General features: G+C 51.3%; 17 protein-coding genes. 7 read left to right on the top strand and 10 right to left on the bottom strand.

Going from position 1 to position 15689, the window contains the following annotated elements; genetic code table 11:
• Window positions 1-61: 61 nt before the first annotated feature.
• From O3681_RS01345 to mutL, 3 genes are all read left to right on the top strand, one after another.
• Window positions 62-1198, top strand: coding sequence for a 5-(carboxyamino)imidazole ribonucleotide synthase (locus O3681_RS01345; protein ID WP_371459104.1), 1137 nt, complete (start codon window positions 62-64; stop codon window positions 1196-1198).
• 71 nt (window positions 1199-1269) lie between these two features.
• Window positions 1270-1752 (top strand): GNAT family N-acetyltransferase, encoded by a 483-nt coding sequence (locus tag O3681_RS01340; RefSeq protein WP_003678948.1) that lies wholly within the window; start codon window positions 1270-1272, stop codon window positions 1750-1752.
• A gap of 37 nt (window positions 1753-1789) precedes the next feature.
• Window positions 1790-3766, top strand: coding sequence for a DNA mismatch repair endonuclease MutL (mutL, locus tag O3681_RS01335; protein WP_371459103.1), 1977 nt, complete (start codon window positions 1790-1792; stop codon window positions 3764-3766).
• Window positions 3767-3823: 57 nt separating this feature from the next.
• Here mutL and kdsA read toward each other — a convergent pair whose 3' ends face one another.
• The 3 genes from kdsA to O3681_RS01320 all read right to left on the bottom strand — a co-directional run bounded on the left by kdsA (window position 3824) and on the right by O3681_RS01320 (window position 6744).
• On the bottom strand, window positions 3824-4666 hold the full coding sequence (kdsA, locus tag O3681_RS01330; RefSeq protein WP_101755537.1) for a 3-deoxy-8-phosphooctulonate synthase: 843 nt from the start codon (window positions 4664-4666) through the stop codon (window positions 3824-3826).
• 74 nt (window positions 4667-4740) lie between these two features.
• On the bottom strand, window positions 4741-5124 hold the full coding sequence (gene panD, locus O3681_RS01325; protein ID WP_254346241.1) for an aspartate 1-decarboxylase: 384 nt from the start codon (window positions 5122-5124) through the stop codon (window positions 4741-4743).
• A 78-nt stretch (window positions 5125-5202) separates the two neighbouring features.
• On the bottom strand, window positions 5203-6744 hold the full coding sequence (locus tag O3681_RS01320) for a YdgA family protein (protein WP_070460882.1): 1542 nt from the start codon (window positions 6742-6744) through the stop codon (window positions 5203-5205).
• A gap of 175 nt (window positions 6745-6919) precedes the next feature.
• Here O3681_RS01320 and O3681_RS01315 point away from each other — a divergent pair, with 175 nt between their 5' ends.
• Both O3681_RS01315 and trpD read left to right on the top strand, forming a co-directional pair.
• Window positions 6920-7510 carry an aminodeoxychorismate/anthranilate synthase component II gene (locus O3681_RS01315; protein ID WP_003683598.1) on the top strand — a complete coding sequence of 197 codons (591 nt, stop codon included), beginning with the start codon at window positions 6920-6922 and terminating at the stop codon, window positions 7508-7510.
• 88 nt (window positions 7511-7598) lie between these two features.
• Window positions 7599-8630: an anthranilate phosphoribosyltransferase gene (trpD, locus tag O3681_RS01310; RefSeq protein ID WP_371459102.1), complete on the top strand. Its 1032-nt coding sequence runs from the start codon at window positions 7599-7601 to the stop codon at window positions 8628-8630.
• Window positions 8631-8694: 64 nt separating this feature from the next.
• Here trpD and O3681_RS01305 read toward each other — a convergent pair whose 3' ends face one another.
• The 6 genes from O3681_RS01305 to O3681_RS01280 all read right to left on the bottom strand — a co-directional run bounded on the left by O3681_RS01305 (window position 8695) and on the right by O3681_RS01280 (window position 13191).
• On the bottom strand, window positions 8695-9009 hold the full coding sequence (locus O3681_RS01305; protein WP_371459101.1) for a CsbD family protein: 315 nt from the start codon (window positions 9007-9009) through the stop codon (window positions 8695-8697).
• A gap of 120 nt (window positions 9010-9129) precedes the next feature.
• Window positions 9130-9696 carry an SGNH/GDSL hydrolase family protein gene (locus tag O3681_RS01300; RefSeq protein ID WP_371459100.1) on the bottom strand — a complete coding sequence of 189 codons (567 nt, stop codon included), beginning with the start codon at window positions 9694-9696 and terminating at the stop codon, window positions 9130-9132.
• A gap of 122 nt (window positions 9697-9818) precedes the next feature.
• Window positions 9819-10076: a hypothetical protein gene (locus O3681_RS01295; protein ID WP_371459467.1), complete on the bottom strand. Its 258-nt coding sequence runs from the start codon at window positions 10074-10076 to the stop codon at window positions 9819-9821.
• 89 nt (window positions 10077-10165) lie between these two features.
• Window positions 10166-10648: a sel1 repeat family protein gene (locus tag O3681_RS01290; RefSeq protein ID WP_371459099.1), complete on the bottom strand. Its 483-nt coding sequence runs from the start codon at window positions 10646-10648 to the stop codon at window positions 10166-10168.
• A gap of 71 nt (window positions 10649-10719) precedes the next feature.
• Window positions 10720-12882, bottom strand: coding sequence for a heavy metal translocating P-type ATPase (locus tag O3681_RS01285; RefSeq protein ID WP_371459098.1), 2163 nt, complete (start codon window positions 12880-12882; stop codon window positions 10720-10722).
• A gap of 99 nt (window positions 12883-12981) precedes the next feature.
• Complete coding sequence (locus O3681_RS01280; protein WP_003674677.1) at window positions 12982-13191, bottom strand: heavy-metal-associated domain-containing protein; 210 nt, start codon at window positions 13189-13191, stop codon at window positions 12982-12984.
• A gap of 147 nt (window positions 13192-13338) precedes the next feature.
• Here O3681_RS01280 and cueR point away from each other — a divergent pair, with 147 nt between their 5' ends.
• Window positions 13339-13731 (top strand): Cu(I)-responsive transcriptional regulator, encoded by a 393-nt coding sequence (gene cueR / locus O3681_RS01275; RefSeq protein WP_004519824.1) that lies wholly within the window; start codon window positions 13339-13341, stop codon window positions 13729-13731.
• Window positions 13732-13977: 246 nt separating this feature from the next.
• On the opposite strand, the gene O3681_RS01270 is transcribed toward cueR, so the two are convergent.
• The gene (locus O3681_RS01270) at window positions 13978-14187 is read right to left on the bottom strand and encodes a heavy-metal-associated domain-containing protein (RefSeq protein WP_004519826.1); all 210 of its coding nucleotides are present in this window, start codon (window positions 14185-14187) and stop codon (window positions 13978-13980) included.
• Between the two features lie 144 nt (window positions 14188-14331).
• On the opposite strand from O3681_RS01270, the gene O3681_RS01265 reads away from it, so the two are divergent.
• A complete protein-coding gene (locus tag O3681_RS01265; protein ID WP_371459097.1) occupies window positions 14332-15504 on the top strand; it encodes a sugar transporter in 1173 nt (390 codons plus the stop codon).
• The last annotated feature ends 185 nt before the right edge of the window (window positions 15505-15689 follow it).

Raw genomic sequence — 15689 nt, 5'->3', positions numbered from 1 at the left:
TAAAACCATGTTCAGACGGCCTGCGAACACCCTACCCAATTTCTTCATAAAGCGATTATCCATGAACACATCCCCCATCCTCCCTCCTGCTATGCTCGGCATTCTTGGCGGCGGACAATTAGGCAGAATGTTTACTGTTGCTGCCAAAACCATGGGCTACAAAGTAACTGTACTCGATCCCGACCCGAATGCGCCGGCTGCGGAATTTGCCGACCGCCATTTGTGCGCGCCGTTTGATGATGAAGCAGCTTTGGAAGAATTGGCAAAATGCGCGGCGGTTACGACTGAGTTTGAAAACGTCAATGCCGACGCGATGCGTTTTCTCGCCAAACACACCAATGTTTCCCCCAGCGGCGACTGCGTTGCCATCGCGCAAAACCGCATTCAGGAAAAGGCATGGATACGCAAAGCAGGCCTGCAAACCGCGCCGTATCAAGCAGTTTGCAAAGCCGAAGACATCACTGAAGAAAGCGTACAATTTCTGCCCGGCATCTTGAAAACTGCCACTTTGGGCTACGATGGTAAAGGCCAAATCCGTGTAAAAACATTGGATGAACTCAAAGTAGCGTTTGCCGAACACGGAGGCGTGGATTGCGTTTTAGAAAAAATGGTGGACTTGCGCGGCGAAATTTCCGTTATCGTATGCCGTCTGAACAATGACAACGTGCAAACTTTCGACCCTGCCGAAAACATTCACGAAAACGGCATCCTCGCCTACTCCATCGTCCCTGCGCAACTGAGTGCCGACATTCAGCAACAGGCGCGACAAATGGCGCAGCGTTTGGCCGATGAGTTAAACTATGTCGGCGTATTGGCAGTAGAAATGTTTGTTGTCGGCGACACGCATGAATTGGTCGTTAACGAAATCGCGCCGCGTCCGCACAACTCCGGCCACCATACCATCGACGCCTGCGCGGCAGACCAATTCCAGCAACAAGTCCTCCTGATGTGCAATCTGCCTCCGGCTGATACCAAATTGCTGAGTTCTTGCTGTATGGCGAATATTTTGGGTGACATTTGGAAGGAAGACGGCGGCGAACCCGAATGGCTGCCGCTGCAAAGCAACCCGAATGCACATCTGCATCTTTATGGTAAAAAAGCCGCGCGCAAAGGCCGAAAAATGGGCCACTTTACCATCTTGGCCAACGATGCAGACGATGCGTTCCAAACCGCACAAACCTTACATCAAAGCCTGTAACCTTACCCACTTTTTTCAGATGGCCTTTAATTGCCAAAGGCCGTCTGAAATCAATTTTTCGACCATCCGCCATGAGCCTTCTGACCATCCTCCGTCCGGCAACCGAAAAAGACTGCCAAGCCATACACAACGCCCATCTGCATGCCGTTCAATACGCCTGCATCCGCAGTTACGATGAAACCATTATGCACACATGGGAAAGTCTGCTCGATATCAACAGCTATTTGGAAACCATCTCCGATAAAAACAAAGCCTTGTGGGTGGTCGAATACAAAGGGCTGATTCAAGGCTTCTTCCAAGTCGATTTCAAAGAAGCGCAACTGGACGCCTTATACGTCCATCCGCTCTTCCACAATCTCGGCTTGGGCACGGCCCTACTCAGCCGCGCCGAAGAAATGGCCCGAAATGCAGGCCTCAGCTTTCTCAAACTGTATGCCTCGCTCAATTCCGTGCCCTTCTATCGCCTCAACCGCTACGAATCGCTCGGTACTGCCGTGTTGCAGCTGAACAAAACCGTCCGCGTCGAATGCGAATTGATGCGCAAATACCTATAATTTTCCCCTTCCGCCGTTGCTTTTTTGAAAGAAACCGATGTCCCGAATTGCCGCCCTGCCCGACCATCTTGTCAACCAAATCGCCGCCGGCGAAGTGGTCGAACGCCCTGCCAACGCCTTGAAAGAAATCGTTGAAAACAGTATCGATGCAGGCGCGACAGCGATTGATGTCGAGCTGGCCGGCGGCGGCATCCGCCTGATTCGCGTCAGCGACAACGGCAGCGGTATCCATCCGGACGACATCGAGCTTGCGCTCCACCGCCACGCCACCAGCAAAATCAAAACCTTAAACGATTTGGAACACGTTGCCAGCATGGGCTTTCGCGGTGAAGGCTTGGCCAGTATCGCCTCCGTCAGCCGCCTGACCCTGACCAGCCGTCAAGAAGACAGTTCGCACGCGACCCAAGTCAAAGCCGAAGACGGCAAACTCAGCAGCCCTACCGCCGCCGCCCACCCCGTCGGCACCACCATCGAAGCCGCCGAACTCTTCTTCAATACCCCTGCGCGGCGCAAGTTCCTCAAATCCGAAAACACCGAATACGCCCACTGCGCCACCATGCTCGAACGCCTTGCGCTGGCGCATCCGCACATCGCTTTCTCGCTCAAACGCGACGGCAAACAAGTGTTCAAGCTTCCTGCACAAAGCCTGCATGAACGTATCGCCGCCATTGTCGGCGATGATTTTCAGACGGCCTCATTGGAAATTGACAGCGGCAATGGCGCATTGAGGCTCTATGGTGCGATTGCCAAGCCGACTTTCGCCAAAGGCAAAACCGACAAACAATACTGCTTCGTCAACCATCGTTTTGTCCGCGACAAAGTCATGCTCCATGCCGTCAAGCAGGCATACCGCGACGTTTTGCACAACGCACTGACGCCTGCTTTCGTCCTCTTTCTCGACCTGCCGCCCGAAGCCGTAGATGTCAACGTCCACCCGACCAAAACAGAGATCCGCTTCCGCGACAGCCAGCAGGTGCACCAACTCGTGTTCCACACGCTCAACAAAGCCCTTGCTGACACGCGTGCCGACTTGACCGAAAGCGTCAGCAACGCAGGCGAAGTGCTGCATAACATTACCGGCGTTGTTTCCACCCCTATGCCGTCTGAAAACGACAGCGAAAATCTGTTTGATAACGCATCCAACTACCCGACAGGCAACAAACCCGATACGCGCAATACCTTTGGTTCATCAGGAAAAACTGCACCCATGCCTTACCAAGCCGCGCGTGCGCCGCAACAACGCAGCCTGTCCCTACGAGAAAGCCGCGCGGCCATGAATACTTATGCCGAGCTTTACAAAAAAACCGACGACATCGACCTTGAGTTGAGCCAATTCGAGCAGGCACGTTTCGGCAATATGCCGTCTGAAACGCCTACTCCCAAAACAGATACGCCGCTTTCAGACGGCCTTCCCTCCCAATCCGAATTACCGCCGCTCGGCTTTGCCATTGCCCAATTACTTGGCATCTACATTCTTGCCCAAGCCGAAGACAGCCTGTTGCTCATCGATATGCACGCTGCCGCCGAACGCATCAACTACGAGAAAATGAAACGCCAACGTCAGGAAAACGGCAACCTGCAAAGCCAGCGTCTGCTTATTCCCGTAACCTTTGCCGCGTCCCACGAAGAATGCGCCGCCCTTGCAGATCATGCCGAAACGCTGGCAGACTTCGGGCTGGAATTGTCCGACATGGGCAGCAATACCCTTGCCGTCCGCGCCGTCCCCGCTATGCTCGGCAAAGCGGACGTCGTTTCGCTGGCCAAAGATGTATTGGGCGAACTTGCCCAAGTCGGCAGCAGCCAAACCATCGAGGAACACGAAAACCACATCCTTGCCACCATGTCTTGCCACGGCTCAGTCCGCGCCGGCCGACAGCTGACTTTGCCCGAAATGAATGCGCTCCTGCGCGATATGGAAAACACGCCGCGCAGCAACCAATGCAACCACGGTCGTCCGACTTGGGTCAAACTGACTTTAAAAGAATTGGATGCGTTGTTTTTACGCGGACAGTAACGCTAATAAAAAGGCCGTCTGAAAATGCTTTCAGACGGCCTTTTAACTTATTTGCCCTTAGCGAATATCCATAGGTGCAAACGATTTTACGGTTTCATCGATTGCTTTAACACGGGTCAGGAAATCTTCCAGTTGCGCAAGCGGCAGTGCGCTTGGGCCATCGCATTTGGCTTGGTCGGGATTGGCATGGGATTCGAGGAACAAACCGGCCAATCGGGTTGCCATACCGGCAAGCGCCAAGTCCAATACTTGGGCGCGCCGGCCGCCTGATGCTGCGGCACCGGATTCGCGCGTTTGCAGGGAATGGGTTACATCAAAAATAACGGGCAGGTTGTGACACGTTTTTTTCATCACGCCAAAGCCGAGCATATCGACCACCAAGTTGTCGTAGCCGAAGTTTGCGCCGCGTTCGCACAAAATGATTTGCTCGTTGCCAGCTTCTTGGAATTTCTCAACGATGTTTTTCATTTGAGACGGGCTGAGGAATTGCGGCTTTTTGATGTTGATGACATTGCCGGTTTTCGCCATTGCCACCACCAAATCGGTTTGGCGTGCCAAGAAGGCTGGCAGCTGGATGACATCGCAGACTTCGGCGACCGGCTGGCATTGGTAAGGCTCGTGAACGTCGGTAATCACGGGAACGTTAAACTCGCGCTTCACCGCTTGAAAAATCTTCATGCCTTCATCCAAACCCACACCGCGGAAAGAGTGGATGGAAGAGCGGTTTGCCTTGTCGAAAGAGGCTTTGAACACGTAAGGGATGCCGAGTTTATTGGTTACTTTAACGTATTGCTCACAGGCTTTCAGCGTAGAGTCGAGGTCTTCAAGGACATTGATGCCGCCGAAAAGGGTAAAGGGCGCATCGTTGCTGACGGTGATGTTGTTGATTTGGATATTCACGGCAAAGCCTTTCAGATAAGTTGAATTTGGGAAACAGGCCGTCTGAAACGTTTCAGACGGCCTTTGTTTGAATATTACAACACGGTGTGCGGCGGTTCATAAGAAATCACGTCGCGGATTTTGTTGTTCTCATCGACGAGGACGACTTTCGGCTCATGCGCTGCAATTTCGGGTTCGGACAACATGACGTAAGACATGATAATCACGATGTCGCCTTTTTGAACCAAACGCGCGGCCGCGCCATTGAGGCACACGACGCCGCTGCCGCGTTCGCCGGGGATGGTGTAGGTTTCAAGACGTTCGCCGTTGTTATTGTTGACGATGGCGACTTTTTCGTTCACGCAAATACCTGCCGCATCCAGCAGGTCTTGGTCAACGGTAATGCTGCCGACGTAGTTGAGGTTGGCTTCGGTAACGGTGGCACGGTGGATTTTGCCGCCGAGCATGGTACGGAACATGGGTTTCCTTTTTGATTGTGGGTTGATTTGCGGTTTTAACTTCAGTGAAGCTAAAACCGCTGTTTGTGTGATTGAGGATTAGTTATTGGGAAAGTCTGATTCGTCAAACTCGGGTTCCGGGTCGCTTTGAAGGACTTTTCCGTTTAATTTCAACTCGCTGTTTTGCAGAGTCAGATGGGTTTTGACATTATCGTCTTCTAAGGTCAGATATTTCTCGCTTGCCATGCTTTTGATGGTGCTGTCCACCATCAGGCGCAAGGTCTCGTTGATATCGTCAATACTGGCACGGCCTGCGGCTTCATCTTCGGCATTGACGCTAAACAGGCTGCTTGCTTGGTTGACGGCGAGCTGCTCCAACAATTTTTTCGGTACGCTCATGTTGAAGTCAGCTTCGGTTTTCTTCAGCATATCGCCCAAATTGTTGAGGTCTTTGGCTGCCAAACCTTTAAACGCGAGTTTGCCACTGACATCGACATCGCCATGAGGCATGGTGAATTTGAAGGTTTTGACGTTTAAAACCGGATTGTTGGTAAACAGGCCCGAAGCCTCGTTTTTGGCCGTCTGAATCAAGGAAGCCTGAATTTCTTCTTCGCTCATTTTCTTCACGGACACTTCGGCAATTTTGTTTTTCAATGCCAGAAGTGATGCCGCATCCAAATGCTCGGCAGCGACATTGATATCCAGAGGGCCGTATTTGTCTTCGCCATAAGTCAGGCTTTCAAATTGGAAGCGGCCTTCGCTGTTGATGAATTTATCGACTTCGCCGGTTTGGGTATCGAAACGCAGTTTGCTGACTTCAATTTTAGACGGAGCAATCGTGCCGGTCGGATTGATGAATGCACCGATTTGCAGGTTGGTCACAAGGTTGACCAATTCGTTCAACTTAACGTTGTAATCGATGTTTTCTTTCCATTGCAACAGGAATTTATCCAGCGTAATGCTGCTCTTGCCCAAAGCAAGCTTGGTCAGGCCGTCTTCCGTCTCAGATTGGAAGCGCAGGTTTTCCAAAGACACATCGCCTTTATCGGCCAATTTGACTTGTAAAGACGGCGCAAGGTAATCGTGGCGATAGCTTTTGAAGCCTTGGCTGTAATCGGTATTGCCGCTAAAGCCTTTCCAGTTGAGCTTGATACCGGAGAGCTCTTCATAGTCGAAGGCGGGGATATTGAGGCTGAGTTTGCCGTCGCCGGAAAGGTAAACCGTATTGGTCATGGTCAACGGCGTTTGCTGGCCGAAGAAGCGGTCCAAAACTTTTTTGGTTTCCGGATGATATTGGAACTCGGTTTCCACGTGAGCGCGCGTACCGAAGCCGCCGGCAAACGGGCCGTGTGTCACATGGTTGATGACCGTAATCGGCTCTTGCAGGACGGTTTTCAAATTGTCCGGCAGGTATTTTTGCGTATTTTGAAGCAGGGTCGGTTTGAGGCGGATGACGGTCGTCTCGGTTGAACTGAACCAGCCGCGATCGTATTGGTGGGACTCAACGGTCAGGAAACCGGACTCCTGCAACAGCTTTTGTTGCTCGGTCAGGCTTTCTTCCGCTTTGACACCAAGATAATAAGGCGTGCCGAGCGCAGCGGCGACAACAACGGCGGCAGTCGGGATAAGATACTTTTTCATCACTTCAAACAGATTAGGTTCAAAGCGTAAAGCATAGCATTTTTTAGCTGTTTTGTCTTATCCGCCGTTTCAGACGGCCTTTAGGTAAAGATTGTGATATTATGCAAACATAAACGATTTTTACACTTTTGGCAGGCCTTATCCTGTCTGCCAAAATGTCATTAAAGGTTTGCAAATGCTTTTATTCATTGATAATTACGACAGCTTCACCTACAACATCGTCCAATACTTTGCCGAATTGGGGCAGGAAGTTTTGGTACGTTGCAACGATGAAATCACCATCGAAGAAATCGAAGCCCTGAAACCGCAATATCTGGTCATCGGCCCCGGCCCTTGCTCCCCTAAAGAAGCAGGCATTTCTGTTGCAGCCATGCAGCACTTTGCCGGCAGGCTGCCCGTCATGGGCGTGTGCCTCGGCCATCAAACCATGGGCGAAGCGTTCGGCGGCAATGTCGTGCGCGCGCAAACAATGATGCACGGCAAAGTCTCCCCTGTTTTCCATCACGGCACAGGCATGTTTAAAGACCTGCCCAATCCGGTCAACTGCACGCGCTACCACAGCCTGGCCATCGACCGCGCCACCCTGCCTGACTGCCTCGAAATTACCGCGTGGACGGAAGATGGCGAAATCATGGGCGTACGCCACAAAGAATATGCCGTCGAAGGCGTACAGTTCCACCCCGAAGCCCTGCTGACCGAACACGGCCACGATATGCTGAAAAACTTCTTGGAAGAATTCAAAGACTATCGTCCGCAAAAATCTTAATGAAAGGCCGTCTGAAAGGTGTTTGACAGTGTTCAAACCGCATTTTCAGACGGCCTGAATCACATCGGACACGAACAAAGGAAAAATCATGATTACCCCTCAACAAGCGATTGAACGCCTCATCAGCAATAACGAACTTTTCTACGATGAAATGACCGACCTCATGCGCCAAATCATGAGCGGCCAAGTTCCGCCCGAGCAAATCGCCGCCATCCTGACCGGCCTGCGGATTAAAGTTGAAACCGTTTCCGAGATTACCGCTGCAGCCAGCGTGATGCGTGAATTTGCCACTAAAGTGCCGCTGGAAAACGCCGATAACTTGGTCGATATTGTCGGCACAGGCGGCGATGGTGCCAAAACCTTCAATATTTCCACGACTTCTATGTTTGTCGCGGCTGCGGCAGGCGCGAAAGTCGCCAAACACGGCGGCCGCTCCGTTTCTTCATCGAGCGGCGCTGCCGATGTCATGGAACAAATGGGCGCCAACCTTAACCTCAACCCCGAACAGGTCGCCCAAAGCATTCAGCAAACCGGCATCGGCTTTATGTTCGCGCCCAACCATCACAGCGCCATGCGCTATGTTGCCCCTGTCCGCCGTTCGCTCGGTTTCCGCAGCATCTTTAATATCTTGGGCCCGCTGACCAATCCTGCCGGTGCGGCAAACCAACTCTTGGGCGTGTTCCACATCGACTTGTGCGGCATTCTTTCCCGGGTCTTGCAACAGCTTGGCTCTAAACATGTTTTGGTCGTGTGCGGCGAAGGCGGTTTGGATGAAATCACGCTGACCGGCAAAACCCGCGTTGCCGAACTGAAAGACGGCAAAATCACCGAATACGACATCAGCCCGGCCGATTTCGGCATGGAAATCCGCCGCAATTTGGACGAAATCAAAGTCGAAAACGCGCAAGAATCCCTGCAAAAAATGAATGAAGTGTTGGACGGCAAAGCCGCCGGTGCCGCACGCGATATCGTCGTCCTCAATGCCGCCGCCGCGCTCTATGCAGGAAATATGGTTGCTTCGCTGGCAGATGGCGTCAAAGCCGCTCAAGAAGCCATCGACTCCGGCAAAGCCAAAGCCAAAAAAGACGAGTTTATCGAATTTGGCAAACAGTTTGCCTAAACTTTAAAACCATAAACAAAGGCCGTCTGAAAAATCTTTCAGACGGCCTTTTATTCTTTAAATATTAAAATTTGCTTTTAATATCATTAATCAAGCCTTCGGCTTTTTCTTTGGCTTCTTCAGCCAAGTGTGCTACTTTCTCTTTGGCTTCATCGGCTAAAGCAGTTGCTTTTTCTTTAGCTTCTTCAAACAAATGCGAACCTTTTGCTTTACCTTCTTCTAAAGCGTCACTGGCTTTGCTTTCAATATCTGATGCTGCTTCTTTTACTTTGCCAACGCCTTGTTGAACCAAGCCCTCAGCTTCAAGTTTGGTATTGCTGGATACATCTCCAGCTACTTCTTTTACTTTACCGCTGATTTTATCTAATTCGCCGCTCATGGTCATACTCCTGGATTAAATGTTGATAAGATTAGTGCTATACTACCATATATCGGGAACTTTGCTTTAGCTTTAAAGGCCGTCTGAAAGCCAAAACATGACAAAACGAGTTAAGTTAGGTTAATCCATATGTTTCAATATCGCTTCGGCTACTGCCTTGCCTATCATCTTACTGCCGAACTCATTGAAATGAAGCCCGTCGCACAGCATCACATCAGTCAAGTCCTGCTCAAACATCAGGCTGTATAAATCATTGACAGCAAAACCATATTGCCTTGCTAAATCCTCAGCCACACGGTTATAGGCCTTCAAGTCGTCCAGATAACGGCGCGAGGGTTTGACGATATTGTGTACGCTTTCCAAAAAGGGCGTGCTGCTCGCCCAAATAATTCTTGCACCCGTCTGTTTCAGATAATCGAAAATTTGGGTCATGTTGTTGCGGTAGGTTTCTATATCGGCTACTGGCTCATTACAGCCTTGATTGTGGCGGATATCGTGCAAACCGCAGTTGATATGGATAATGTCTCCTGCAGTCGCGCCCTCTGTCCATTGCTCGATATGTTCTAACACATCATGCGACGAACGGCAGTTTTCCGATGGAGAAACAATATCCGCCTCAAACAAAGCGGCGCGTGTGTAAGGCTCCGATGCAAGCCGCACGGAATCGCCGATTAAGTAAACGGTCATTTTTGTTCTCCTCCCTTTATTTGAACCAACAGCAAGGCCGTCTGAAATATCACTTATATTATTATAAGAGTGCTATTTCAGACGGCCTTAACTTCAGTCAAGTTTTATTGTTAAATCATAAATTAACGCTGACTGTTTTTATAAAAATCAATTAATTGCTTAGCCTGCAACATCGGCAGCCCAAAACGGTCGCTCACGGCTTTCAAATCCTTCCATCCCTGACCGGTCAGATTTTGCCCAACCCATTTGAGGTTTTCCGGGTTGCTTTTGATTTTCTCAAAATACGCCTGCTTGCGTTTCCAGTTGCGCGACCACACCAGCAACATGGTAAAAATACATAAAACAATCAATACAATATTGGTAAACAACATCATGTCCATACGACATACTCCCGCTTGAGTCTCAAAATCAGAAAACATGGATTAAAGGCCGTCTGAAAAAAAGTCTTCAGACGGCCTCAGCGTGACGCTCAACGTTGCATTTCCAGCATCAATGCCTGACAAGCGGCTTCGTTTTCCAAAGCACAAGATTCACTCAGTTGGTTTAAACGGCTGTCGCGGTCTGATGTATTGCCTTGCGCCATCTCTGCTTTAGTTTCTTCAAAATTGGTACAGGCATTTTCATAACCGCCTTTACAGGCTCGCTCGTAGAGCTTGACCGCTGCGGCATAATCCATGCCCAAACCGCTGGACGGATTGAGATACAGATTACCCAAAACATTGCAGCCGCGCATATTGCCGCCATCGCAGGCTTTTTTCAGAAACGGATACGCATGAGCAGGCGCTTCAAGATAATCGCGCATCCAAATGGCCGCAGTGACGCAACTTTCCAGATTGTTCCGATTGCATTCCCGTATCAGCTTATCGTGCTGCTTCTCGCTGTAATCCTCAGCCTGCACGCTAAATGCAGTGGCAACCAATGCTAAACCAAACAATAAACGAAGTGTTTTCATCTGATTATTTCTCCAAAAATATTTGATGACAGGCCGTCTGAAAAAACAGTCTTCAGACAGCCTTTATATTATCACTCAATCTTCACCCGTTTCAGGCGCAAGGCGTTGCTCAACACGGAAACCGAGCTTGCTGCCATTGCCGCGCCTGCAATAACAGGGTTTAGGAAGCCGAGCGCGGCGAGCGGAACACCCAATATATTGTAGAAGAAGGCGAAAAACAGGTTTTGCTTGATATTTTTCAAGGTTGCCTGCGACACCAGCAGGGCATCGGCGAGTTGGTTGACCGAATGCTGCATCAGCGTGGCGGAGGCGGTGTGTTCGGCAACGTCCGCACCACCTTTCATGGCGAAGCTGACGTTGGCGGCGGCGAGCGCGGGGGCGTCGTTGATGCCGTCGCCGACCATCGCTACGGTTTTGCCGGCGGCTTTGAGCTTCTGCACTTCAGCAGCTTTATCGCGCGGACTCATATTACCGAAGGCGTGTGCGATGCCCAGTTGTTTGGCAACGTATTCGACCGTGCCTTGGTTGTCGCCGCTCATAATATAAACATCGATATTGTGTTTTTTCAGACGGCCTATAGCTTCGGCAGTATCGGCTTTCAGTGCGTCAGCAAGTGCGAATGCGCCGATAGGTTTGTTATCGACCGAGACTGCAACAATGCTTGCAATGTCCCAAACGCCGTCTGAAAACTTCGGCAAGGTCAGTTCGGCAAATTCGGCTTTGCCTGCTTTCACCAAACCCACGCCTTCCACTTCGGCGGTAATGCCTGCGCCGACAACGGTTTGCGCGTTTTGTGCGGCGGGAATGTCCAAACCGCGCGCTTGGGCGGCGGAAACGATGGCTCGGGCGAGCGGATGAGCGGCGTTTTGTTCGACGGCGGCGGCGATGCGGTACAAAGCGTCTTCGTCAAAGCCGCTGTCGGGAACGCAATAAACGGCGGCAACCTGCGGCTTGCCTTCGGTCAGCGTGCCGGTTTTGTCCAGCACGACGGCATCGACGTGGGCGGCTTCTTCCATTGCCGCCGCGTCTTTAAACCAAATACCGTGTTTCACCGCTTTGCCCATGCCGACCATAATCGCGGCAGGGGTTGCCAGACCGAGCGCGCACGGACAGGCAATCACCAAAACGGCAACGGCGTGCATCAGCGCAACCGTCCAATCACCTTTTACCAGCCAAGTGGCGATAAAAGTCAAAAGCGCGATGCCCACGACGGCAGGCACGAACACCGCCGCCGCTTTATCGGCCACACGCGCAATCGGTGCTTTGCTGCCTTGTGCTTCAGAAAGCGCGTTCATCATGTCGCCGAGCAAGGTTTGGCTGCCTAGCTGAGTGGCGCGGTACACCACGCTGCCTTCGGTCATCAGCGCGCCTGCCAACACTTTGCCGCCCGCCTTTTTCTCTTCGGGGTTGGATTCGCCGGTAAGATGGCTCTCATCCGCCCAGCCGCTGCCGCTTTCGATGATGCCGTCGGCAGCAATACGTTCGCCGTGGTTGGCGCGGATAAGGTCGCCGATTTGTACTTGGTCGATGGGCAGTTGTTTCCATTCGCCATCGCGTTGCACGTTGACTTGGGTCGGCGTGAGCTTGAGCAGCAAGCCCAAGCTGTTCAGGCTGGATTTTTTGGTGCGGTGTTCCAAAAATTTGCCCAGCGACACAAAACCGATCACCATCACGCCTACTTCAAAATACACGTGTGCCATGCCGTGCGCCGCGTGCGGGCTGAAAAACAGCATATAAACGGAATACAGGTAAATCGATACCGTGCCGATGGTAACCAGCACGTCCATGTTCGCCAACCCGCCCTTAATGCTTGCCCACGCGCTTTTGTAAAACGGGATGGCCAGCCAAAGCTGCACCACGCTTGCCAGCACAAACTGCCATACAGGCGGAATCATCCAATCGTGCCGCCCGATCATCATGCCTGCCATGCCGATTAAAAACGGAATATTAATGGCCAGCAAAAGCCACAGCCTCCAGCCGATATGGTGTTCTGCTTCAGGTTGCGGCAATGTATCTTCCGTTTTTTCCTTTGCGCCGTAACCGGTTTTCTCAATGATTTTGGCGATGTCGGCAGCGGAAGTTTTGCTGTCGTCAAACGTAACCTGCGCCTCCTCGCTGGCAAAGTTTACCCCTGCCGATTCGACAAAATCTTTTTTGTTCAACACTTTTTCAATGCGCGAAGCGCAGGCCTGACAGGTCATGCCTTCGATTTGGAAACGGACTTTTTGTTGCATGGTTTCTTCCTTCTGAATGTGGTTGGGCTACCTGAAAAAAGCGGAGCAGGGTTTTCAGGTAGCCTTTGGGGTGTTGCAGTCGATTTGTTGCGATTCGATTTACAAAGCCGCATCAAAGCCGCCGTCTTCCACCGCTTCTATCAGCGCGGCGGGGTTGGTTTGGGCGGGGTCGAATTCCACGACGGCGTTCTTGTTTTCCAGGCTCACTTCGGCCTTGTCCACGCCGTTTACGCCTTCGAGGATGCTGGTAACGCTTTTCACGCAACCGCCGCAGGTCATGCCTTCGATGTTTAATGTGATGGTTTGCATAGGGTTTCCTTTCTGTTGGAATGAGGCTGAGGTTTTAAAGCCCGTTGCAGCCAAAGCTTTCAGGTAACCTGAAATGATGGGTCTGCTCTTGCTTTCCCGCTAAGTGCCGCCACTATAAAGCTTTACCCGAAGTAAAGGTCAAGCATCATGATGAACATCAGCCAGGCCGCGGCCGAGAGCGGCCTTTCCGCCAAACAAATCCGCGACTACGAAAAGCACGGCCTAATCGCCCCGGCCGCGCGCAGCGAAGCGGGCTACCGCCGCTACGGACAGGCCGACCTTGTCCGGCTGCGCTTTATCCGCCATGCGCGGGAAGTGGGCTTTTCGCTGCCGCAGATCGGGCAGCTTTTGAGCCTGCAACACAACCCGCAGCGCACCAGCCGCGAAGTGAAAACGCTCACCGCGCGGCACATCGCCGAGCTGGAAGCCAAAATCGAACGCTTGCAGGGCATGGTGGCCGAGCTGCAACGTTGGCACGATGCCTGCGCGGGAGACGACTTCCCGGATTGTTCGATTTTGGCCGGGCTGGAGGAGAGTTAGGCGGCTTGGGCAGAATAGAAACAGGCTACCTGAAAAGTTTCAGGTAGCCTTAGTCGGCCGCTAACAGTTTGGTACAGGCCTCGTCGTAATACGGCAGCCACTTGCCGCCGCTTTGCTTCAGATATGCGCGAAAACTTTTGTTTACCCGTGTGGCGGTGTAATCCAAATAATGGCAAAAAGTAAGTTATCAAGAGACAGAGGCCGTCTGAAGCGTTTCAGACGGCCTTTTCAAAATACGCTTATCGGTTACAAAGCCACATCGTATCCGCCGTCTTCTACGGCATCAATCAGCGCATCGGTATCTGTCTTGCTTTCATCAAAAGTAATCACTGCATTTTTGTTTTCCAAGCTGACTTCTGCTTTTTCCACGCCTTCTACGCCTTCTAAAAGACGGGTTACGCTTTTCACGCAGCCGCCGCAGGTCATGCCGTCGATATTGAGGGTAACAGTTTGCATTTGTATTTCCTTTCATTCAAACAAATATAGTTGCCAAATACTTTACTCCTTACACAAACAGCTTGCAAATTCTTTATTAAGGCCGTCTGAAAACTGCAGATAGGCGTACAATAACGCCCTTTGCTTCATCAAACGGACATAATAATGACTTCAACATTCAAACAATGGGTTAGCGTATGCGCGCTGGCGGTGGGTGCATTTATTTTCAATACCACCGAATACATTCCGATTGCGCTTTTGAGCGACATCGGTCAGAGCTTTGGCAAACCGGCAACGGAAGTGGGCATGATGATTACGGTGTATGCATGGATTGTTGCGCTCCTATCGCTGCCGCTGATGCTGATGACGAAAAACATCGAACGGCGCAAATTATTGCTGATGCTGTTTGCACTGTTTGCGCTGTTTCACGCGCTGTCGTTCTTTTCTTGGAACTTCAACATCCTCTTGGTCAGCCGTATCGGGATTGCGCTGACACACGCGGTCTTTTGGTCGATTACGGCTTCTTTGGCGGTACGGCTTGCGCCCACGGGCAAAACCAATCAGGCTCTGGGCTTGCTCAGTACGGGTACGGTTTTGGCGATGGTTTTGGGTATTCCGCTGGGGCGCGTGGTCGGGCAATACTTCGGCTGGCAGCTCAGCTTCCTGCTGATCGGGGTCTGTGCTGCCGGCGTAATGCTGGTGTTGGCCAAAAACCTGCCTGCTTTACCCAGCCAAAATACCGGCTCTTTAAGCAGTCTGCCGAGTTTGTTTAGACGCCGCAACCTGATGTTGCTTTATGCCATGACGGTGTTGATTATTACGGCACACTTCACGGCATACAGCTATATCGAGCCTTTTGTATTGCAAGTTGGCGGATTTAAGGCAGAACAAGTCACCATCGTTTTGAGCCTGTACGGTTTGGCGGGCTTCGCCGCTTCTTATCTGTTTGGAAAATGGTTTGCCAAATCGCAACGTCTGTTTATGCTTGGCGCGGTGGCGGTCATCCTGCTCTCTGCCCTGCTGCTTCTGCCGTTTGCCTCTTTCCCTTATGCGGTGTACGCGCTGGTGTTTATTTGGGGCGTGGCCATCGTCATCGTCAGCTTGGGCATGGTGTCGAAAGTATTGTCGTTTGCTTCCGATGCGACAGATGTGGCCAACTCGATTTATTCAGGTTTGTACAATGTCGGTATCGGCGGCGGTGCGCTTTTGGGACATTATGTAACCGTCTGGTTCGGCCTTTCCAATATCGGCATTTCCGGAGCTTTGCTGGCGGCGACGGGTCTGGCCGTTTGCGGTTTGTTGTTTAAGGAACAAGACAATCTGACGCAAAACGTTTAAATCCATATAAATCAGGATGGTATTACTGACCCGGCCGTAATTTTGGCAGTTTTACCGATTTGTCCTGATGCTTATTAACCCACGATGGGTCTTCATTCCGCCGGATAAGCAGTTTTCTTGCTGCTTATCCGGTTTTCATTTCATTTTTAAAAAATAATTTACAATTTGTTTACACTACATCAAAT

The sequence above is a fragment of the Neisseria sp. 27098_8_158 genome, from assembly GCF_041433145.1.
GTDB lineage: Bacteria > Pseudomonadota > Gammaproteobacteria > Burkholderiales > Neisseriaceae > Neisseria > Neisseria subflava_E.
Note: the sequence above shows the minus strand (reverse complement) of the source record. Positions and strands in the feature narration are given on the sequence as shown.

Coding starts and splice junctions, on each gene's coding strand:
- O3681_RS01345 (WP_371459104.1), top strand. CDS start 62: ATGAACACATCCCCCATCCTCCCTCCTGCTATGCTCGGCATTCTTGGC.
- O3681_RS01340 (WP_003678948.1), top strand. CDS start 1,270: ATGAGCCTTCTGACCATCCTCCGTCCGGCAACCGAAAAAGACTGCCAA.
- mutL (WP_371459103.1), top strand. CDS start 1,790: ATGTCCCGAATTGCCGCCCTGCCCGACCATCTTGTCAACCAAATCGCC.
- panD (WP_254346241.1), bottom strand. CDS start 5,124: ATGTTCCGTACCATGCTCGGCGGCAAAATCCACCGTGCCACCGTTACC.
- O3681_RS01320 (WP_070460882.1), bottom strand. CDS start 6,744: ATGAAAAAGTATCTTATCCCGACTGCCGCCGTTGTTGTCGCCGCTGCG.
- O3681_RS01315 (WP_003683598.1), top strand. CDS start 6,920: ATGCTTTTATTCATTGATAATTACGACAGCTTCACCTACAACATCGTC.
- trpD (WP_371459102.1), top strand. CDS start 7,599: ATGATTACCCCTCAACAAGCGATTGAACGCCTCATCAGCAATAACGAA.
- O3681_RS01305 (WP_371459101.1), bottom strand. CDS start 9,009: ATGAGCGGCGAATTAGATAAAATCAGCGGTAAAGTAAAAGAAGTAGCT.
- O3681_RS01300 (WP_371459100.1), bottom strand. CDS start 9,696: ATGACCGTTTACTTAATCGGCGATTCCGTGCGGCTTGCATCGGAGCCT.
- O3681_RS01295 (WP_371459467.1), bottom strand. CDS start 10,076: ATGGACATGATGTTGTTTACCAATATTGTATTGATTGTTTTATGTATT.
- O3681_RS01290 (WP_371459099.1), bottom strand. CDS start 10,648: ATGAAAACACTTCGTTTATTGTTTGGTTTAGCATTGGTTGCCACTGCA.
- O3681_RS01285 (WP_371459098.1), bottom strand. CDS start 12,882: ATGCAACAAAAAGTCCGTTTCCAAATCGAAGGCATGACCTGTCAGGCC.
- O3681_RS01280 (WP_003674677.1), bottom strand. CDS start 13,191: ATGCAAACCATCACATTAAACATCGAAGGCATGACCTGCGGCGGTTGC.
- cueR (WP_004519824.1), top strand. CDS start 13,339: ATGATGAACATCAGCCAGGCCGCGGCCGAGAGCGGCCTTTCCGCCAAA.
- O3681_RS01270 (WP_004519826.1), bottom strand. CDS start 14,187: ATGCAAACTGTTACCCTCAATATCGACGGCATGACCTGCGGCGGCTGC.
- O3681_RS01265 (WP_371459097.1), top strand. CDS start 14,332: ATGACTTCAACATTCAAACAATGGGTTAGCGTATGCGCGCTGGCGGTG.